This is a genomic window from Anianabacter salinae, assembly GCF_019061145.1.
Lineage (GTDB): Bacteria > Pseudomonadota > Alphaproteobacteria > Rhodobacterales > Rhodobacteraceae > Anianibacter > Anianibacter salinarum.
The window spans coordinates 1-20,666 of sequence record NZ_JAHQZS010000010.1 but is presented as its reverse complement, the minus strand read 5'-3'; the positions used below and the strand labels follow the sequence as shown (position 1 = coordinate 20,666).

The 20,666-nt window shown below is 63.5% G+C and carries 15 protein-coding genes; 4 read left to right on the top strand and 11 right to left on the bottom strand.

The genetic code is table 11. The features are described from left to right. From KTJ87_RS17570 to KTJ87_RS17550, 5 genes are all read right to left on the bottom strand, one after another. Positions 1 to 2,325 carry a DUF4384 domain-containing protein gene (locus KTJ87_RS17570; RefSeq protein WP_267140463.1) on the bottom strand — a complete coding sequence of 775 codons (2,325 nt, stop codon included), beginning with the start codon at positions 2,323 to 2,325 and terminating at the stop codon, positions 1 to 3. 23 nt (positions 2,326 to 2,348) lie between these two features. Then, positions 2,349 to 4,517: a trypsin-like peptidase domain-containing protein gene (locus KTJ87_RS17565; protein WP_267140462.1), complete on the bottom strand. Its 2,169-nt coding sequence runs from the start codon at positions 4,515 to 4,517 to the stop codon at positions 2,349 to 2,351. Between the two features lie 54 nt (positions 4,518 to 4,571). Beyond that, positions 4,572 to 6,767 carry a trypsin-like peptidase domain-containing protein gene (locus KTJ87_RS17560; RefSeq protein WP_267140461.1) on the bottom strand — a complete coding sequence of 732 codons (2,196 nt, stop codon included), beginning with the start codon at positions 6,765 to 6,767 and terminating at the stop codon, positions 4,572 to 4,574. Positions 6,768 to 6,902: 135 nt separating this feature from the next. Then, positions 6,903 to 10,106: an autotransporter outer membrane beta-barrel domain-containing protein gene (locus KTJ87_RS17555; protein ID WP_267140460.1), complete on the bottom strand. Its 3,204-nt coding sequence runs from the start codon at positions 10,104 to 10,106 to the stop codon at positions 6,903 to 6,905. Between the two features lie 275 nt (positions 10,107 to 10,381). Beyond that, the gene (locus tag KTJ87_RS17550) at positions 10,382 to 11,389 is read right to left on the bottom strand and encodes a nucleotidyltransferase family protein (protein WP_267140459.1); all 1,008 of its coding nucleotides are present in this window, start codon (positions 11,387 to 11,389) and stop codon (positions 10,382 to 10,384) included. Between the two features lie 123 nt (positions 11,390 to 11,512). Here KTJ87_RS17550 and chlG point away from each other — a divergent pair, with 123 nt between their 5' ends. The 4 genes from chlG to idi are packed head-to-tail and all read left to right on the top strand — an operon-like array spanning position 11,513 to position 15,412. Then, positions 11,513 to 12,421 (top strand): chlorophyll synthase ChlG, encoded by a 909-nt coding sequence (chlG, locus tag KTJ87_RS17545; RefSeq protein ID WP_267140458.1) that lies wholly within the window; start codon positions 11,513 to 11,515, stop codon positions 12,419 to 12,421. Next, positions 12,418 to 13,701 carry a BCD family MFS transporter gene (locus tag KTJ87_RS17540; protein WP_267140457.1) on the top strand — a complete coding sequence of 428 codons (1,284 nt, stop codon included), beginning with the start codon at positions 12,418 to 12,420 and terminating at the stop codon, positions 13,699 to 13,701. Before chlG ends, KTJ87_RS17540 begins: the two co-directional genes overlap by 4 nt. Before the next feature lie 2 nt (positions 13,702 to 13,703). Next, the gene (locus KTJ87_RS17535) at positions 13,704 to 14,885 is read left to right on the top strand and encodes a geranylgeranyl diphosphate reductase (protein ID WP_267140456.1); all 1,182 of its coding nucleotides are present in this window, start codon (positions 13,704 to 13,706) and stop codon (positions 14,883 to 14,885) included. Beyond that, positions 14,882 to 15,412 (top strand): isopentenyl-diphosphate Delta-isomerase, encoded by a 531-nt coding sequence (idi, locus tag KTJ87_RS17530; RefSeq protein ID WP_267140455.1) that lies wholly within the window; start codon positions 14,882 to 14,884, stop codon positions 15,410 to 15,412. The genes KTJ87_RS17535 and idi overlap by 4 nt, the downstream gene beginning before the upstream one ends. Positions 15,413 to 15,415: 3 nt before the next feature. On the opposite strand, the gene KTJ87_RS17525 is transcribed toward idi, so the two are convergent. The 6 genes from KTJ87_RS17525 to KTJ87_RS17510 all read right to left on the bottom strand — a co-directional run bounded on the left by KTJ87_RS17525 (position 15,416) and on the right by KTJ87_RS17510 (position 20,430). Beyond that, a complete protein-coding gene (locus KTJ87_RS17525; RefSeq protein WP_267140454.1) occupies positions 15,416 to 16,531 on the bottom strand; it encodes an O-antigen ligase family protein in 1,116 nt (371 codons plus the stop codon). Between the two features lie 391 nt (positions 16,532 to 16,922). Beyond that, a complete protein-coding gene (locus tag KTJ87_RS18175) occupies positions 16,923 to 17,417 on the bottom strand; it encodes a KdsC family phosphatase (protein WP_407650515.1) in 495 nt (164 codons plus the stop codon). Between the two features lie 38 nt (positions 17,418 to 17,455). After that, entirely contained in the window at positions 17,456 to 18,235 is a 780-nt protein-coding gene (locus tag KTJ87_RS17520) for a cytidylyltransferase domain-containing protein (protein ID WP_267140453.1), read from the bottom strand. After that, positions 18,232 to 18,975 carry an SDR family NAD(P)-dependent oxidoreductase gene (locus KTJ87_RS17515; RefSeq protein WP_267140452.1) on the bottom strand — a complete coding sequence of 248 codons (744 nt, stop codon included), beginning with the start codon at positions 18,973 to 18,975 and terminating at the stop codon, positions 18,232 to 18,234. Before KTJ87_RS17515 ends, KTJ87_RS17520 begins: the two co-directional genes overlap by 4 nt. A gap of 8 nt (positions 18,976 to 18,983) precedes the next feature. After that, on the bottom strand, positions 18,984 to 19,334 hold the full coding sequence (locus KTJ87_RS18170; protein ID WP_407650514.1) for an SDR family oxidoreductase: 351 nt from the start codon (positions 19,332 to 19,334) through the stop codon (positions 18,984 to 18,986). Between the two features lie 190 nt (positions 19,335 to 19,524). Beyond that, on the bottom strand, positions 19,525 to 20,430 hold the full coding sequence (locus KTJ87_RS17510) for a class I SAM-dependent methyltransferase (protein WP_267140451.1): 906 nt from the start codon (positions 20,428 to 20,430) through the stop codon (positions 19,525 to 19,527). Between the last annotated feature and the right edge of the window lie 236 nt (positions 20,431 to 20,666).

Here is a 20,666-nt window from a genome sequence, read left to right as displayed (position 1 = left end):
TCAATACTCCGTCACGGTGGCCGACACCTGCGCCTTGGCGACATCGGGATTTTGCGAGGACAAGGCGCGATAGGTGGTGCCGTTGCCCGCCGTCCTGTCGTCCGATGACAAATCCAGCGCCAGCACCTCGTTCACCACGCTGTCATAGGTGATCGCGTCATAGTCCACGCTGCGCGCAGAGGCGTCGCAGGACACCCGGCTGGTGTCGCGCTGCACGTCCGCGATCGCCGCGTCGGCGGCGTTGCAGATGGCCAGGATCGTCTCGACCCCCGGCGCCGAAGTCCGAAGCGACCCTTGCGGCGGAAACACATATTGCGTGCCGCCCTTGATCGGCACATCCGGCAGGCCCGGGTGCGGATATAGCACGCAGGACCGCCGCTGGTCGTCGATGTTGATGAGCGTCAGGCGACAATCCTGCCGCGGCTCGACGATGATCTTGAGGCCCTCACCGACCTTGTAGGTGGGCTTGTCGGTGTAGACGGTCAGGTGGCCGGACACCGGCAGGCTGTGGGCGGCGGGATCGTATCCGGCGTCCTGTGCGGGCGGCTGGTAATCGGCACCGACCGCTTGCGCCACCGAATAGCTGAGATCCGCCGAACCCTGTCCCCGGTGCGGCAGCGGGCGATAATCCGTCACCCGTTCCAGCATGGCGGGATAGACGGCCGTCCATTCGTCGCGCGCAATCGGTGACTGGTCGAGCCGCAGCAGAAGGCTGGCCATTTCCGCGCCGACAAATCCCGCGCGGGCGCGCAACTCGTCTTCGGTCAGGCCCAGTTCGTTCGCGGCCTGCGCGAAGTTCACGAACAGATCGACATGGTAGACGAACAGCCCGCGCACCGGCTCCAGCCCGCCGGCCTTGATCTCGGGGTCAAGGCCCGCCGAGGCGAGTGTGCCAAGGAAGGCTTGGGTGTCACGCTCCATCCAGCGCGCGACCTCGTCCTGACCGGGATAGATCGCATCGATGGTCTGGCGCACGTCGGGCGGCAGCGACAGGTCGGCCATCGCCACATCGCGCACCCGGTCCTCGTTCAGGCGGATGCCCTTGGAATGGCAGGAGATGCAGGAAATGCCATTCACCACCTCGCCGGTGCCATCCGTATAGTCGTCGTCGCGCACGATCTGGGTGGGGCCGACATCCAGCCGCACGCCATCGGCAGTGTTGAGGTAATAGGCGTGAAACCCGTTCGGCAGCGTGAAGATCGACTCGCCGCCGTCATGCAGGAAGGCGTGGGTTTCGCCAAAGGCCTCGACCGGGCCAAGCGGGTATTCGAAGAAGCTTTGACGCCCCTGCGAACCCGCGAAATCATACGAGGTCCAGAAGAACCCGGTGCCCAGCGGATGCCGTTCGATCAGGCGGTTGTGCGTCGACACGCCCGAATCCTGAAATCCCGCGCGCACCACCTGTTCGTCGCGGATGTTGCGCAGCATGTTCAGGCCCAGTTTCGCCTCCAGCCCAGCAACCGTGTCCGGCAGGCCGAGGAGGTCGTAATACAGCGGCGACACCGGGGCGGTAGCGGCGAACCAGTCGGCCCGCAGCACTGGCACGCCGGTTCCCGCCAGCGATTGCAGCGGGCGCAAGTTGGGATCGGTCGGGCTGGTCATGCCGTAGGGATAGACCTCTGCCAGCCGCTCCCATGTCGCGGCGTCCCAGTCGAGATCAGGCAGGAACACCCGCATCAGGGTCTGTTCCTCGTCGACCCATTGCGGCTGATACGGCACCGGGTTCCAGCTGAGCGCGTTCAGCAGCTTGACCGTGGCGGCGCGGTATCCATCGAGATTGGCAAGGCTCACGTTCTGGTCGTTGTGCAGGACGCGCAGCGACAGATAGCGCACGCGGTCGCGGCGGTTGGTGGGCTGGGCCAGAAGATCCTGATGCGCCATCGCGAACAGATCCGGCAGGGGCAGGAACTTGCGCGGCGGCGGCGCAGCGTCTTTCAGCCCGTCGATCCAGGCGCCGATGGTGGCGATTTCGTCGGGCGCGGGGAAACAGGCATCTTCGGTGCAGTCGTCGGGCATCGAGGGAAAGCTGTAGGGCCCGATCACCGTATGCAGCTTGGACGCGCGCGCCTCGCCTTGGGTCACGAACTTGGCGTCTTCGGCCAGTCGCCGGATGTCGAGCACATGGCCGAAGCCGGATTTCGCCTTGGTCAGCCCATCCTTGAGCGCGCCGTCCTGATGGCAGCGGGCGCAATGCTTGTCGAGCACGGCATAGGCCGCGGCCTCATCCGGGGTGGCATCTGCGGGCAGGGGCATCGCGTCATTTGCGGCGGCCGCGCTGCCCGCCACGATCAGCGACAGGGCAAGGGGGCGAAGAAAGCGGATCATGGCAAGGACCTTCCGTGCAATGCTCAGGAGCAGGAAATCGACAGATAAAGTTCCGAGGACCAGCCCTTGGCGCCGGGGTCGCCGAAATAGGGCCGCTCGCACGCGCCCGAGACGCAATAGACCCGCGCCCAGCCGCTGCGCCGCGCCAGGACCTTGACGCGGTCGCCGGCATAGAGCTCGGTCAGCTTTTCGCCGGTGCGGGCGTTTGGTTCGCTGCGCACCGACAGGAACCCGGCGCCGGTGGCGGCGTTGTAGGTGTTGCGCGCGCCAAGGTTGACGACGTTGCCCCAGCACTGGCGCACATAGGGCCGCGCCGATGTCAGCAGCGGGGTATAGACCCAGCCCTGCGTGCCGCCCTGAAAGCGGATGTTCGACCAGCTTCCGGCGCCGCCGATGATCTCAACCTCGGTGCCGGGTTCCAGTTCGGTGAAATAGTCATAGTTCGTGCCCGGGCCGGTGCGCACGTTCAGGCCGCCGTCGTCGTTGTTGTCGACATACATGCGCTCCGGCGCGGGGGAGTCGCCGCCTTCGGACCATGCGACTTCGGCGACGAAATTGCTGCCGGATGAGCAATAACTGTCCTGCGGGATCAGCCCCTGCGCCTTCCACTGCGAAAGGATCCAGTCCGAGGTGCCAAGCTGGGCGATGCCGTAGGTGATGCCGTAATAGCCGTTGTTCGACTGGAAGATGCGCACCTTGTCGGGATCGGCCAGCGTGCCGAAGACGAAACTGCGCGCCTCGTCCAGCGTCTGCCGTGAGGCGACGGTGATGTAGCAGCGATCGTTCGACAGCACGTAGTCGGTGCCGGACGCGGCACCCGAGCCGCCCGATTTCTCGATCGCCTCGGCCTTGAGGACCGAAATGCGTGCGGTGACGGCGGAGGCGATGCAGGAGCGGTCGGTGCCGCAGGCGTCGCGGGTGTTGCGGAGCCAGTAGGCTTGGGTCGGCCCATGCTTCCAAGAGGCATTGTAGGCCGCTTCAAGCTGCCCATCGAGACCGGCAAGGTAGGCGTCCTGACAGATCGTCGCCTCGGTGGCATTGAGCCTGCCATTCGCGCACCAGGGGCGCAGCGGGCCGGTCTGCGCCGGGGGCTGTGTTTGCGATTGCGGCTGCGGGGTGGTCTTGGTCGTCGCTGCCGTCTCGGTCCCGCCGGACGGGGCAGGCGCGCCGCCGCAGTTGTCGTCCATGTAGGCCCGCGCGAACCCGACGAACGGATGCCCGTCGCACTGGTTGGCATAGGCGCGATAGGCAAAGCAGGCGGCATAGGTCTTGGCCTCTTGATAAAGGCTGTCGCACAGGGCGACTTCGGCGCTGCCGGGGTCCACCGGCGCATCCGTCCGGGTGCCCGCGCCGGGGCGCTCGCCCGAAGGCGAGTCCAGCGCGGCCGTCAGATAGGACGAGCGTTCAAGAATCAGCCCCATCGGTATCGCGAAATTGACGCTGTCCTTCTTCGATCCGGCATGATGCAGGCCGACCACCATCTGGAGCGAGGCGTCGATCACCGGCGAGCCGGAGTTGCCCGGCAGCGTGTCGCAGGTGTGCAGCAGTTCCACCCCTGACAGCGGCGGCACGTTGGCGCGGCACTGTTCCCGGCTGATCCGCTGCGCCTCGCCCATCGGATGCCCGATGACCCAGTAGGGATCGCCCCCCTTCGCCTCGCGCGGGCTGAGCCGCAGCGTGCCGTAGTCGGCCGACGGATCACCCAGCACTTCCAGCAGTGCATAATCGAGATCCTTGTGCGCCTCGACCGGGACAGGGTTCACGGTGTAACTGGCGGTGCCTTCCTCGACGCCCTGCTGCGTGTATCCCGCGACGAACTTCACCGCCTCGATGCGGGTCGCCTTGGTCTGGGGGTTGTCGATGACACCCGGCACGCAGTGGTAGTTGGTCAGAAGATGCCGGTCGTCGACGATGAAGGCCGTGCAGGGAAAGATGCCCGCATCGGTCAGGATATCGAGCCGCCCCACCGACCGGCCCATCACCGCAAAGACGCTGTCCGGGGAATAGTTCTGGATCGACTCGTTGTTGTAGCTGCCCACCGACAGTTCGAATTCCATGCCGGGAAGGGCGGACTGCGTTTGCGACAGAACCACCTTGCCGTAACTCGCGCGGTCGAAGCCCACAAGGTCCTGCGCAGCGGCGAGCTGCGGCATCAACACGGTCGCGGCCAGTGCCAGGTATCTGATCGTCATGGTCCCTCCCCAAAGGTTCCATTGCGCCGGGGTTTGCCCGGCAGCTTGTCTCGTCTAGCGCGCCGCGTGGAACAGCGCTGCTGTTGCGCTTCCCCCTGCGGCGGCCAAAGTGGTTCCGTCCTCGCTGAATACCGTAGCGGCAACGCTGAACGGAATCTGTGAAAAAGTTCGCACAATGCGCCGTGCCGCGATGTCCCACAGATGCACGAGGCCGTCGTCATCGCCGGTTGCCAGTGTCCGGCCATCCGGCGACAGGGCCAGCGCCGTGACCGCCGCACCGCTGACCGAGAGCGCGGCGGTTTCCCGCCCTGTTGCCACTTCCCAGATGCGCAGCGTGCCGTCCTTGCTGCTTGTGATCAGGGTCTTGCCGTCCGCGCTGATCCCGGCGGCCAGAAGAAACTGGGTATGCCCCTCGAACTGGCCGATCTGCCGCCCGGTCGCCGTGTCCCAGGCCCTTGCAGTCTTGTCATAGGACGTGGTGAACAGCGTGCCGTCAGCGGCAAAGGCAAGGTCCGTCACACCGCGCGCATGGGCGGCGATCTCTGTCATGTGCTCGCCGTCTGCCGCCCAGATGCGAAACGTTCCGTCACTCGCGGCGCTGGCGAAACGGGCACCATCCGGCGCAAACGCCAGCGCCGTGACGGACGATCCATGCGCCTCGAAATCCGCGACCTGCGCGCCCGTGGCATCGAAGATGAGGACCCGCTTGAACTCGGTCCCTACAGCGATCCAGCGGCCATCGGGTGAAAGGGCAACGGACTTCAGCTTCTTGCAGCACAGGTCAAGATCCAGCACCACAGCGTTGGTCTGCGTGTTCCAGAGGGTCAGCCGTTCTTCGGTGATCGCGGCAAGACGCCCGGCAGCAAGTGCGGCATCGGCATAGGGGTCTGCATCGCCGGGTTTGGCTGGCGGCAGGATGTCGGCGCGCACCTGACCGTGTTCCCAGTCGATGCCGGGCCCGCGCGCCTGATCGTTGAACGTCTGCATCGCGGAGGCCAGATCAAGCCGGGTGATCCGGTTGGTCACGCCGTTCAGCGCCACCTCGGCCGCGCGAACGTCGGCACGGGCGGCGTCGATCTTTGCCTTGTCGCCCAGGATCGTCGCCACGTTGAGCGCGCGGATCGCGTCGTTCAACTGCCGCGCAAGGCGCGCCTCTTCGGCCTTCAAGGCCGCAAGATCGCCGTCCGGCTCCGCGCTTGGCGCGGCAACAGGCGCCGCGACAGGCCGCGGTGCCGCAACAACTGGCGGCGCAGGCACTGCAACCGCCTCTGCCGTGCAGTTGCGCGCAATGAAGGCAGTGGCGAGCGCCGCCATCGGATCGCCCGCGCAGACACTCTGCATCGCCTCGTAGGCATGGCAGGCGCCGCTTTCCTTCGCTTCGGCAAAGATCCGGTCACAGGCTGACAGCGGGGCAGGGGCCTCAGGTGCATCGAGCGCCGCCCGCAACACCGAAGACCTCTCAAGGATCGAGGCCATAGGGATCGCGAAGTTCACGCTGTCCCGCTTCGATCCGGCGTGATGCAGCCCGACGACACGCTGCAACGACGCATCGATCACCGGCGAGCCGGAATTGCCCGGCAGCGTGTCGCAGGTGTGCAGCAACTCTCCGCCCGACAGCGGCGGGACATTGGCGCGGCATTGTTCTCGGCTGATCCGCTGCGCTTCGCCCATTGGATGCCCGATGACCCAGTAGGGATCGCCGCCCTCGGCGATGCGGTCGGACAACGCGAGGCTTCCGAACCGCGCCGCCGGATTGCCGGTCACTTCCAGAAGTGCATAGTCGAGGTCCCTGTGCGCTTCGACCGGAGCGGGGTTCACCACGAACCGCTCGGTGCCCTCCTCGACTCCTTGCCGGGTGTAACCCGCGACGAATTGCACCGCCTCGATCCGCGTCGCCCCGGTTTGCGGGTTGTCGAGGATGCCGGGAACGCAGTGATGATTCGTCAAGAGATGCGTGTCATCGACAATGAAGGCGGTGCAGGGAAAGATCCCCGCATCGGTCAGGATATCGAGCCGTCCGACCGACCGGCCCATTTGCGCAAAGATGCTGCCGGGGGAATAATTCTGGATCGATTCATTGTTGTAGTTGCCGACCGCGGATTCAAGCTGGACCTGCGGAAACCCCGATTGCGCCTGCGACAGCACCACCTTGCCGAAACTCGCGCGGTCAAAACCCACGAGATCCTGACCGGCCGCAAGACCGGGGCATGACAATGCAATCAGGACAGTCGCCGTAGAGAGCCGGGGCATGATCCGTCTCCGCAAACCCGGAAAGAATGGATTAAGTGTCCTTCCGCAGCGTCAGCGAGTCAAAACCTTTGCGCCTGCGGGCGGACGATTTCCTGAAAGGGTGCCAGGTTTGCGATCCCGCCTTCAGCATCGCCCTCACCATGTCATGCGCAGGCCGACGGCGCCGGACAGGCCCGACAGGCTGCCGCCCGAGATGGCGCGCGATGCGGTGATCTCGCCGTAGAGCGACGATTGCCGCCCGCCCTCCTGCCAGTCGTAGGAGCCGCCGATGCCCAACTCGGCGGTCCAGTCCGGCGCGGAGGCTTGCAGCGCGGTGCCGTTGACCAGCACGCGGCTGGCGCCCTGCAGCTCGTGGGTGACGTTGGCGATGCCGTAGACCGTTGCGTCCGCGCCGCCGCCAAACGTCCAGGACCGCTCTGCCGCAAGGCCGAAGCGCATCTTCAGGCTGTTATTTGCGCCCGCCGCGACGGTGGCGCCGGTGCTGTCGGTGAAGCTGTTCATCTGCACCTCGGCCCAGGACAGTTGCGCTTGCGGGGTCAGCGTCAGGCCGTTCTGCAAGGTGAACGCCTGCCCGACCTCAAGCGAGGCGAGGTAGCCGGTGCCGCCGACGCCGCTTGCCAGCGCGCCAGCCGTGCGCGAGGTGATCGCGCTGTCGAACTGGCTGTATTCCAGCTGGGCGTCGGCATAGAACCCCGTCTCGCCAAGCCATGTCGCGGTCAGTGCAACGCCGCGCGCATCGCTCGAGACGGTGCCGCCCCCGAGTGTCGAGGTCGCATCGAGGCTGCCGCCGCCCGCAAAGAGGCTCGCGCTGCCGACAAGCACGCCGCCCGCGCCGTCTGCCAGCACCAGATCAAGACCGGCCTGCATCCGCCATGTCGTCTGGGAATAGGACAAGCCGGTGCCGGACTGGCCCGGTGTCACGTCGAAGTGCGCGCCGCGCAGGGTCAGCCAGGCGCCCGACAGCGCAGCCGCTCGCGGCATGTTCTGGAACGACAGCGTGGCCCGGCCGACATCCGCGCCGCCGCTTTGTGTCAGCATCTGCCGCCCGGCCATCCGCTGGGAATGGCTGCCCGCCTGCATCTGGCCCAGAAGCGCCGAAGGCAGCGCCTCGAACACCACGTTCGTCGGCCGCAACTCCGATTGCAGGACCCAGTCGCCACCCACGTTGCGCAGCACGTAGACGTAGGTTCCGGCGGACAGGCCGGTCTCGCCGCCGGGCAGGGCAACATCGCCATTGGCCAGCGTGAACGTCCCGTTCGACGCGCCCTGCACATCGACGACAAGAATTCCGTTGGTGGTCTGCGCGCCGGTGCCGCCGCTGTTGATCACATGCACGTTCGTCAGGCCGCCGGTCGCCCCCGTGACCACCAGCCGGTCGCTGGCCGAGGTGTCATCGCCCAGCGTGACGTCGATCATCAGGTCCGAGGCGGCGGAATAGTTGCCCGCCACGGTCACCACGGTGTCCGGCGTCATGGCCCCGCCCGACAGGTCCACCTTGCCCCGGTTGGTCAGGGTGCCGGTCGTCTCGCTGGACAGGAACCGCAGGATCGCCCCGGCCTCGACGGTGACCGCGCCGGTGTCGGCCAGCGCAGCACCCCCCGACACCGCCAGCGTGCCCGCCGACACGGTGGTGCCGTTGCGGTAGGTGTTGGTCCCGGTCAGGGTGAAGGTGCCGGTGCCCTGCTTGATCAACGCACCGCCATTGCCCGTGGCATTGCCCGAGAAGGTTGTCGAGGCGTTGTTCCCCCCGGTTGTGAGCGTCCTGTTGAAATTGATGAAGAGGGCTCCGGCACCGGACAGCGAACCTATCGTCTCCGAGGCATCGACATACAGTGTGCCCGCGTTGACCTCGACTTCGCCCGTATCCGTAATCGCGCTGCCACCGCGCAAAATGATGCGTCCACCATTGACGATGGTCTTGCCGGTGTATGTGTTGGTCCCAGTCAGATACAGATCGCCAGCGGTGTTGATGACACCGCCCGTGCCGGTCTCGATGGCCCCGGTAACGAACTTAATTTGCGCGCCCGAAAAAGTGAGTGTCTGCGACGTTCCGGTAATCGGAAGGCCGATGTTCAGGATACCGGCGTTGACGCCGATGGTCGCATCCGCCGCCAATATGATCCCACCGTTCAGGCTGCTGTTCGAGCCGTTCATCAGGATGGCGCCCGACCCGGTTCCGATCCCGGAAATCGTGATCGGATTCAAGTTGGTGCCATCTCCGGTGAGCTCCAGCACTGCACCCGATGCCACGGTCACCCGCCCGGTATTGGCCCCCAGCGCAGTGTTCACGCCCTGGATGTTGGCCACCCGAACGACACCCGCGTTGATCGCCAGCCCGCCGCTGAAGGTGTTGGTCCCCGTCAGCGTCAGCGTGCCCGCGCCGATCTTCTCCAGCGCCCGCGCGCCGCCGGTTTCCGAGATCGCGCCGGATTGCGTCGCGCTCGCGCCTGCGAGCACCTGTAGCTGCGTGTCGTTGCTGTTCAGGACGATGGGCGTGGCCATGTTCACGCCGTTGGTATAGCCGATCACCGATCCAACGGTGGTGATCTGTCCTGCCGCACCCCCAGCCGCCCCGCCGGACGCAAGGATCAGTGTCGCCGTCCCGGCGCCGCCACCGCCGACCGTGATCCCGCCCCGCTCGCCGCTGGTTAAGGAAGCCCCTGCAAACGTGTTCGTCCCGGACAGCGTCGTCGTACTGCCGTTTGCGACCACCACCCGCCCTCCGATTATGGCGGTTATTGTGCCATCGATCTGGGAGGTGCCGGACGTGAGGGTCAGTGTGCCGTCACGAAGGCCCACAGCGCCTGCTCCCGACAGTCTGGCGATACTTTCGGAGCCACCAAGGAGTTGAAAGGTGCCCGCGTTCTCGATCACCGAACCGCTGGCAAAAGAACCGCCATCCGTGACCACAGTAGCACCAGCCGCGATGCTGATATTGGTCGATGCCAGCCTTCCACTTCCATTCACCGAAAGCGATCCGGCACTCACGACCGTTGCTCCCATGTAGGTATTGACGCCCGCCAACTGCAACCGACCGCTTCCCGCCTTGGTTACCCCGCCGCCGCCCGAGACAATTCCCCGCTGTTCGGCAAAATCCATTCCATTGACCGTCAGCGTGATCCCGGCTGGATCTGTGCTGAGTGCATCGTTGTTGATCTGGTTGTTGGTATAGGTGGTGGTTTGCGCGACCGCTGGAGCGGCCAGCGCCAGCGTGAGCCCCGTCGCCATAACGAACACAAGTTCCGTCGCGCGGCCAAGGCGGCACCGGCCGCGCAGGCTGCGCTGGCGAATACCGGACTGACGGACGGACGAGCAGGCAAACGCATGAACAAGGCGCATGGGAAACTTTCCTGAAGCGATGGTCCCATGAGCGGGCAGGGATTTTGAGGGGCCGGGACGCACGGCAGAACGAAAATTTGCCCCAACGAAAATATGTGATGCATTCATTGTCTTGAGAGACAAGTCGGAACGATCTGCCGTATGGCCCCAGCGCGCGTCTCTGGCGGCTTGTGGCATTTTTGCCGTCGTCGCTGAGGTGATCGATACCGCCCGTCGTCCGCGTTGAGCCCCCACATAAATTGAGCGTCGGCTCTGACGGTTCGAAGCAGGTGAGATCAGGGCCCCAGATACCGGCGCAGGTCCGGGCGCCGCGCCAACGTCGCGGCGATCCGGGCGCGCCATTTCGGCCCGCGCGACAGGGCATCCTCATAGGCTTCGGCAAGATCGCCCGGGCGATCCTCGGCCAGCGCGGGGATCAGGAACGCCGCCTGCCTGCGGTCCTTTTCCGCCTTGAGCCTGTCGCGTCCCTCACGCCGGTCGGCCACGATCAGCTTGTGGATCGCAAATCGCTCGGGCCTCGGGATCTGCACAAGGACACCGGACCGGTAGGGAACAGCGGCGGTGATCGGCTCTGCGATCAGGTAGTTCAGATGATGCAGCGCCTGCGCGCTGACGCCAAGCGCGGGCAGGGGGCGGCGGCCTTCCTCGCCAAAGGCGGGGGTCAGGAATTCGACCAGCGCCGTGCCCTTGGTCTGCCGCCAGCGCCATGTCGTCCCGGGCTCGAGCGCGGGCACGGGATCAAAGGCGAAATCGGCAAGCACGCTGGTGACCGGCGGTTCCGCGTGGTCGTCCAGCACCAGCGAAAGGCGCTCGAAACTGGCGATGTCCAGATCGTCGGTCTGGGCGGCATCGTCGACGCCGAAGCGCAGGCCCAACTCAAGCTCGTAGAGACGGAAGGCATGGGTTCCGACGATGGTGCCGCCCAGCCGGAACACGCCCGACTTGGCCAGAGCCGCGACAAGGCTGCCGGTCGTCGGATCAAGACCCATGACACCCTCGGCGCGCAAGAGGCGGACCAGCCGCGCGCGATCCTTGTCGCGCGACCGGGTGGCGGCGTGCAGGTCCATCGCGCGGTCGAGGCGGGCGCGCAACGCGTCGCTGTCCTCGCCGATGTAGCGTTTGCGCACGTCGGTTCCGACGCGGTAGCTGTCATACCAATAGACCCGGCCGCCACGCTCGACCCGCGTCGCGGTTCCGATGAGGCCAGATCCTGCGTCGTCCTCAAGCAGCGAGCGCAGATCGGTATACGCGGCGTGCACCAATGCAGAATGGCGGCGGATCATGTTCAACACTCCGAACTGGTGTTGTACATAGCAGCATGTTCAACAGTTGCCAACACTGTTGAACATGGGCTTGCCTGACAGAGAATCCTTGCCTCTGGGAAAAGTGTCATGTTTGATTGACACATGAGTGTCTACGATCAAATACAGCCCCGCCGATTTCCGCAGCCCGCCGCCGCGCTGGAGCTGATAAAGCCGATCACATGGTTCCCGCCGATGTGGGCGTATCTGTGCGGCGTGGTCTCCTCGGGCGTGTCGCCGTGGTCGAGCTGGGGGCTGGTGGTGCTGGGCATCGTGCTGGCCGGGCCGGTCGTCTGCGGGATGAGCCAGGCGGCGAACGACTGGTGCGACCGCCACGTCGACGCCATCAACGAGCCACACCGCCCGATCCCGTCAGGGCGCATTCCGGGACGCTGGGGGCTGTATATCGCGCTCGCCATGACGGCGCTGTCGCTGTGGCTCGGCTCGTTCCTTGGCACATGGGGCTTCTACGCCACCGTCGCCGCCGTGATCGCGGCCTGGGCCTATTCGGCGAAACCGATCCGGCTGAAGCGGTCGGGCTGGTGGGGGCCGGGGCTGGTTGGTTTCTGCTATGAGGGTCTGCCCTGGTTCACCGGTGCCGCCGTTCTGGCGCAGGGCGCCCCCGCCGCGCCGGTGATCCTGACTGCCACGCTTTACGCGCTCGGGGCACACGGGATCATGACGCTCAACGATTTCAAGGCGCTGGAGGGTGACCGCCAGACCGGCGTGCGCTCGCTTCCCGTGACCGAAGGGCCTGAGGTTGCCGCGCGGATCGCCTGCATCGGCATGGCGGTTCCGCAGCTTGTCGTCATCTGCCTGCTGTTCCTGTGGGACCGTCCGCTGCACGCGCTTGCGGTCATAGCGCTGGTTCTGGCGCAGCTTGCCGCGATGCGGGTCCTGTTGCGCGACCCCAAGGCCAAGGCGCCCTGGTACAACGGCACAGGCGTCGTGCTTTATGTCGCGGGCATGATGGTTTCGGCCTTCGCGATCCGGTCGCTCGAGGTGCTGCCATGAGGCTTGGCTGGCTGTCGATCGTTCGCCTCGGCCTCGTGCAGATGTGCCTTGGGGCGATCGTGGTGCTGACCACGTCGACCTTCAACCGGCTTATGGTGGTCGAGCTGGCGTTGCCCGCCGTTCTGCCGGGGCTGCTTGTGGCGCTGCATTACGGCATCCAGATCACGCGGCCGCAATGGGGCTTCCGGTCGGACACCGGCGGGCAAAGAACGCGCTTCATCATCGGCGGCATGATCGTGCTGGCGCTTGGCGGGCTTGGCGCCGCTGCGGGTGTCGTGCTGATCGAAAGCAGTTTTGCCCTCGGCCTTGCCGTGTCCGTGGTCGCCTATGCGCTGATCGGGCTGGGCGTCGGAGCATCCGGCACGTCGCTTCTGGCGCTTCTGGCCACCGCGACAGAGCCGCGTCGCCGGGCGGCGGCCGCGACGATCACCTGGCTGATGATGATCTTCGGCATCGCCATGACCGCTGGCGTCGTGGGCGCGATGCTGGACCCGTACGGTCCCGCGCGGCTGATTGGCATTGTCGGTGCGGTTGCGGGCGGTGCCGTGCTGCTGACCGTTCTGGCAACCTGGGGCATCGAACGCGGCCTGAAGATCGACCGCGACCCCGAGACGCTGCCGTTTCGCGAGGGACTTGCCGAGATCTGGGCCGAACCCAAGGCGCGCAACTTCACCGTTTTCGTGTTCCTGTCGATGATCGCGTATTTCATGCAGGAACTGATCCTTGAACCCTATGCGGGACGCGTGTTCGCCTTTACGCCCGGGCAATCCACCAGCTTGTCGGGCGCACAGAATGGTGGCGTGTTCCTTGGAATGTTGATCGTCGGCATCGCGGCAACGGGATTCAAGTTCGGCTCCTTGCGCAATTGGGTCATTGCAGGCTGCATCGGATCGGCGGGAACGCTTACCATAATCTCTATTATCGGCTCATTCGGCCCCGGCGCACCGCTCGTGCCCGCCGTCGTCGCGCTCGGCCTGTTCAACGGCATGTTTGCGGTCGCGGCCATCGGGTCGATGATGGCACTGGCCGGTGAAGGACGCGGTCGCCGCGAAGGCACGCGCATGGGCCTATGGGGCGCGGCGCAGGCCATCGCCGCCGGGTTCGGCGGCCTTGCCGGTGCGGCGGCTGTCGATGTCCTGCGGCTTGGCCTGCCCGACGCGACCGCCTTCGGCACGGTGTTCCTGATCGAAGCCGCCCTGTTCCTTGCCGCCGCCGTCATGGCGCTGCGCATCATGGAGGGTCGGCAAATGCCCGCCCTCCCCCTCGTTCCGGGAGAATGACGATGATCTACGATTGCGTGGTCGTGGGCGGAGGCCCGTCAGGCGCCACCGCCGCCGAGGATCTGGCGCGCTCGGGCCGCATAGTTGCGATGCTGGACAGGGCCGGCCGGATCAAGCCCTGCGGCGGCGCGATCCCGCCGCGCCTGATCGCCGATTTCGACATCCCGGATGCGCAGATCGTCGCCAAGATCACCACCGCGCGGATGATCTCGCCCACGCAGCGCGCCGTCGACATCCCGATCGAGAACGGCTTTGTCGGCATGGTCGACCGCGAGCATTTCGACGAATTCCTGCGGAACCGTGCGGCAAAGGCCGGGGCGACCCGGATCACCGGCACGTTCCAGAGCATCGAACACGCCGAGGATCACACCACCATCGTTTACCGCGACAAGGTCACCGGATCGGTCGAACGCCTGCACACGAAATATGTCATCGGCGCCGATGGAGCCCGCTCGAACCTCGCCCGCGCCGAGGTGCCCGGCGGCGACCGCATCCCCTACGTCATCGCCTACCACGAGATCATCGCCGCCCCCGCCAAGACCGCGATCTACGATCCGATGCGCTGCGATGTGATCTATGACGGCAAGATCAGCCCCGACTTCTACGGCTGGGTGTTCCCCCACGGCGCGCATGCCTCTGTCGGCATGGGCACCGGCGTGGATGGCGTGGACCTGAAAGCGGCGACCACCGCCCTGCGCGCCGCAAGCGGGCTGACCGACTGCGAAACGATCCGCAAGGAGGGCGCGCCGATCCCGTTGAAACCTCTCGACAAATGGGACAACGGCCGCGACGTGGTGCTGGCGGGTGATGCCGCGGGCGTCGTGGCACCGTCCTCGGGCGAAGGTATCTATTACGCGATGGTCGGGGGCCGCGTCGCGGCAACCGCCGTGCAGGCCGCGCTGACCACCGGGCGCGCGAAGGATCTGATGCTGGCCCGCAAGCTGTTCATGAAAGAGCACAAGACGGTGTTCAAGGTGCTCCGCTCGATGCAGGACGCCTATTACAAATCGGATGAGAGGCGCGAACGCTTCGTGTCCCTGTGTCACGATGTCGACGTTCAAAAGCTGACGTTCGAGGCCTATATGAACAAAAAGCTCGTCGCGGCGCGCCCTATGGCGCACATCAAGATCGGGCTGAAGAACCTTGCGCACCTGACACGGCTGGTCCCTGCCGCCTACACATGACCGACATGATCCCGGCCTGGGTCAACGGCACCCTGACCCCGGTCGAAAAGCTGGAGGTCCACCAGCGCGGCCTCAAGCACAAGGCGGTGTCGGTCTTCGTGATGGCCGGGACCCGCGTGCTGATCCAGCGCCGCGCGCTCGGCAAATATCACACTCCCGGCCTCTGGGCGAACACCTGCTGCACCCACCCCGCATGGGACGAGGACGCTAGTGCCTGCGCCGTCCGCCGCCTGAAAGAAGAACTTGGCATCACCGGCCTCTCCCCCGTCTTCCGCGACCGCGTCGAATACCGCGCTGACGTGGGCGGCGGGCTGACCGAACACGAGGTGGTGGACATCTTCGTCGCCGAGGCTACCGAAACGCTGCGCCTCGGCCCCGACCCCGCCGAGGTCTGCGACACCCGCTGGATCGACCTCCACGACCTTGCCGCCGAAGTCCGCCGCTGGCCGGACCGCTTCACGCCCTGGCTGCGGATCTACCTCGAAGAACACACGGACCGGATTTTCGCAGCCGTTGCGAAGGGGTGAGGTTTAGCTGCGTCTTCGGCTGGACATCGACGTCCCAAGGATTAGCGCGAAGGCTGCAGTGATTGCGTCCATGTTGAAGACAACATCAGCGCTCATGTATACAAGTGTTCCCGGGATGAGAGACCAGAGGAATACCTGGTGGCCCTCCAGACTGGTTTCGCGTGCGGTCCGCCAGATCAACAAGAAGAACCCTAGCACGAAGATCGCACCAAATACGCCAAAAGCAGCCAGATGAACGATAATATCGTTGTGGAGATGTGAGAATGTGCCAACCAAGGCAGTGCGATCTGCTGCAGTATCTTGGGCAACCGCAAGTGCCTCTGCTGAGACCGCGTTCAGCCCAACGCCAAGGATCGGGTTCTCCGTAAAAACCGTGAGGCCCAGTTGCCACAGCAGCAAACGACTGCCCACTGATCCGTCGTCTGAAGAGCCAGTCTGCGAGAGTGTTCTCAGGGCGTCCGCAAAATTAGTGACCTCGACCCAGGCTGCGGGAACGAAGATCGCGAACAGCGCCAGAAAAGCCGCCGTCGTCGCGACGAACCCGATTGCCAATAGGGGCAGAAATCTTATCGAGACATTCAGAGCCAATACGCAGAAGATAATTGTCAGGGATGAAGCCCAAGCGAGCTTGCTGAAGGTCAGTGCGACGACAACAAACAAGGCTACAGCGATAGTCAGGTCATGTGCTAGGCGGAATCCTACTCCCTTTATCGAGACCGCGAGAAAGCGGCCACTCAGTGCCCCGCAGATAAATCCATAGGGGATCTGGTTGAGATTGATCCCTCTCGATACCGTCTCTTCCGCGGAATCGAGGGCTGTGAGGTAATTGAACGATCCCGTAGCAATCGCGACGTATGCCGCTAGTTTGAATCCGAAATCAATGTCCTTTGACGATATCCTCAGATTGCTGACACCAGTCGCGACAAAAGGGATCGCCAAGATCGGCAGGTAGTTTATCGCGGTCCCCTTAAGTGCGGAAGCTGGTGCGCCGTTCAGGAGGTCCACCACAACGAGCATAGCGTACCCTGAAACGCAAAGGAGGGTGGAAAGTGCGTCAGAAACGAGACACCACTGCCGCGTAAGGACCAAGTAGAGCGCGGGCAACGCAAAGAGCGCCATGAATACGGTCCCACCTGGTGAGGTGCTGAGCAGAGCGAAGGCGCAAAATAGGAGGACCCGAAGAACCACTTTCGGCTTTTGACTTGAGGACCCGTGAGGCTGGTCTGCGTGCATTCGAAAATCCCTTAAGTCGACTAACGGTGCAGCACAAGCCTGCCGCACCTCGGCTTTAGCCCGTGATGACCCCGAAGCGCATCTGTGCTATGCTCAGCGCCGTGCCAGCAATATCCCGCGCCGTCAGTCCTGCGACCTCATCCAACTTCGCGGGGCTGTCCTGGCCGATGACGTATCCGGCAGCAACAGGGTGCGGATCGTCAACGCGTAGTCCAAGAATCCTCCGGTGCTCAAGCACCTAGATCTGTCCGGTCCGCGCTTACGCTAAACAGGCCTACTAGGGACATGAATGTCCGGGGTCCGCACCAAAATGGACGCGGGATGACAAGATTGCCTCTGCTAATTCGCGAACCGCTCCGTTTCCGCCGTGCGCTCGCGTAACGAACCTTGCAACCGCTTGAACCTTCGCCAAGCCGTTCGGCACCGTGACTGCCACGCCAACGGACCGTAGAAGGGATAGGTCGTTTTCGTCGTCGGCAATGTGCGCAACCTCGGCTAGCGACAACCCCGCTCGGTCGGCAAGTGCCTTAATCGGCGCGCGTTTGCAGTCGATCCCAGTCAGGCAATGTGAGATTCCCAGTTTTCTGGCGCGCGAAGTAATAATAGGACTCTCGCTTTGCGAGACGATAACGACGGTCAAACCAGCAATCATCAGTTTCTGCAAACCAAGACCATCCAGAACATTGAACCGAAGCATTTCTTGGCCCTCGGCTCCGTAGTAGAGTCCCCCGTCGGTCAAAACTCCGTCCACATCGCAGCTGAGCAGGCGCACGCGGGCCAAGTCAGGGTGCGCCTCAAGAACTGTGGGCACTACCGAACACCGATCTCGGCGAGCAGCGCCTTTTGTTCGGGATCAGTTATTAATCGTTCTTCGACAATCGCAGCCTCATGTGGCTCGTTGACCGATGGAAGAGAGATGTCAACTGGGACTGACAGTAACAGCCCGCCCATTTCAATAATACGCATCTGTTCAATGGACTCTCGCTGCTCAACCACTGAGGGTTGGGCTGACGAGACCGCGAGCAGCGAGCCACGGGTGAACCCGAAAAGGCCAAGTATCTTTCGTATATAGCTTTTTTGCACTTCCGTGGAAGCGGTCGATGGCGATCTCCGGAAACAGTATAATATCTGACCGTTGGCGCCGATCGAGCACTTCACAAAGGAATGCCGATCAAGTTCTTCGTCGGACTGAATTTGCCCGGTAGCATTCCAAGCATCGGCCTCAGGTCGCGCCCGCATTTCCACGATCAACGCCTCGATATGGCGCGGTAGTAGGAGCGGCTCGTCACCTTGCAATAGAACGACATGAGAACAATCCATTCCGATGACCGCCTCAGAAGCGCGTGAAGTGCCGTTGCGGTGGTGGTTGCCTGTCCTGACCACCGATCCCCCGAATGCCGTTATCGCCGCCTCGATTTCATCGTCGCAAGTAGCCACGATTACATCATCTAGCCCTTGAACAAGCTTTGCTCGACGGCGGACATGCTCAATCATCGGCAATCCAGCAAAATCGTGAAGAATTTTGCGCGGGAAACGAACCGAAGCGAGGTGCGCCGGAATAACCCCAATGATTCGCTGTTTATCGGTCACTGCGGCAAAACTCCGCAATCCACATTGATGCTTTGCCCGGTGATCGCGGACGCCGCGGGAGATGTCAAAAACAGAGCTAACGCCGCAACCTCATTCCCTTCAGGCAGACGACCTAAAGCCGTCTGAGTCTGCCGGAACTGGTCAAGAAAGGTGTCCGGATCGCCCGCAGCAGGTGCGTCGTTCTCGGCAAGGGCGCTCATTAGGCCCGGAGTGCGTACCAACACTGGACATAGTGCATTGACACGAATTCCGCGTGGCCCAAGCTCTTTGCACATGGACTGGGTCAGGCCTGTTATGCCGAACTTTGCCGCGCAGTAGGCAGAATTGTTGATGGTTCCACGTTTGGCAGCCAAACTCGAAATATTGAGAATTGTGCCGCTTGCGCTTAGGCGAGCAGCGGCAGCCTTGCACCCCCAGAAGGCACCCTTGAGGTTGACTGCGAGCATTTCGTCCAAAAAATCTTCATCAATGCGTTCGATGGGACGCCATGCCGACACTCCGGCATTGTTAATGTAGCAATCCAGTCTCCCGGTTTCTTCAATTGCTTGCGCCGCCAGTTTGTGATGTTCTTGCTCCTCGCGCACATCCATGGCCACGAAACAGATCCCGTGAGCGGCGTTTTGAATACCACTTTCCGTGCGGGCGCCGACGAACACCGACCAACCTGCCGCCGCAAATGCAACGGCGAGATCGCGACCGAGGCCTCGGCTCGCCCCTGTGATGGCTACGGTTCCAGCCATGCCGCGCCTCAGATCGTCATGGCGGAGTAACCGCCGTCAAATGCGACTTCGGCCTCTCTTACGAAGTTCTTTACGTTCGAAAAAGACCAGATAAAGGCACCAACCAATTCGGCAACTCCTCCGTAGCGTTTCATCGATGTATGACCCAAGGCCGCGGCCTCTCGTTCAGGTGTTATGAAATGCTCGCGGTTCCATATGGTGGGAAAGAAACCGGGCCGGAAGGTGTTGAGACGCCCACCCGATACTGCCCATTGGCGCGCTACATACTCTACCAAATGTCTTATGTAGACCTGTGCCGACGAGTGCGCAAAGGCATTCGAAAATTGCGAACGAGACGAGGCAGATAATATATGCAAAATCGATTCGCCTTGGTGCTAAATGATGTACTGGGAGAACACGTGATAGCCCGCAAGTACCCCAGCTAGCCGAATATCCATTACCTTGGTCCAGTCCGCAAGTTCGATTTCAACGAAGGGTATCCTGGCAGATTAGCTTTCCCCAGCCACATCTCCTGACCATCTTCCCTTCTGACAGACGGATTGGAGCCCTTCATTTGCGCGCAATCGCCCGCAACCATCGCGCCGGCCCCTCTTGACGTTTCTGAGCCGCGAAACCCGCAATGACCGCACGTTCGGCGAGGGGCATTTGGGGCAGGCTCCAGCTGGTGGCAAGCGAGCCCAGTCTGCGGGCCAGCCGCAGCGCGCGAGGCCGTCGTATCTCGGTGCGAATATCCGCATGAAGCGCACCGAAATAGCCGATATCTTGGAGACTGAGACCGGCGTTGGATAGGGCGTTTTCCAGGGACGGGCGATCAAAGAACAACAGATGCGGCTCGTCGATGTCTTTGTAGAGATAATCGAGACAAGGAACATCGACATAGACAATCCCGCCCGCGCGCAGTGTCTTGGAGCAGGCGCGCAGGAACCCAACCGGGTCACGTGTATGTTCAAGCACGTGGCTGAGCACCACAAGGTCCTGCGATGTGGCGGGCACGACTCCGAAATCCGTGACGGGCTGTCCACCCTTGGCCTTCAGCGCGGCCAGAGCCGACTTGTCGGTGTCGATAACGGTATAAGACAGGCCGGGCGTATCGCGCAGCGCGTCTTCCATGAATTCGCCATGGCCCGCACCAACCTCCAGAACCGCTTTCAGCTCCAGACCCATCTGTGTGGCGGCCTGTTTGACAAAGGCATACCGCACATGTGCAATAGCTTTGCGAAACAGGATTGCTTGAGGTGCCTCGGTCGCGCCGCCATGGGCCTCCTGAAAGTAGTCCGCGTTGTAGGCATCCCACAGTGCCTCATCTGGAACCGGGGCCGCAAAAACCATCCCACAGGCGCTGCACTCGACCTTGTCGCGATTGCCAAGCGACACTGTCGTGGACCGGTAGGGGCCCAGTACCTCATACGTCTGACCAGCGCAAACGGGACAGGTGATCGGGTCAGCAGCGGTCATCTCAGAGGGCCTTTCTGGCAGTGGTTTTATACGAGGTACCGGGTTGCTCAGCGCGGCACAAGATTGGTGCCGGTGGCTATGTCATTCTTCACCGCCTTGGACTTGCCCGGGAAATGTGGAGAGCACCAACTGAGGAACCAGGAGGTGTTCAATGGGAAGCGGAAACAGACCGACGCCAGAGTTTCGGCGCGAAGCGGTCAGGCTGGCACTGACCAGCGGTCGGACACGGCGCGAGA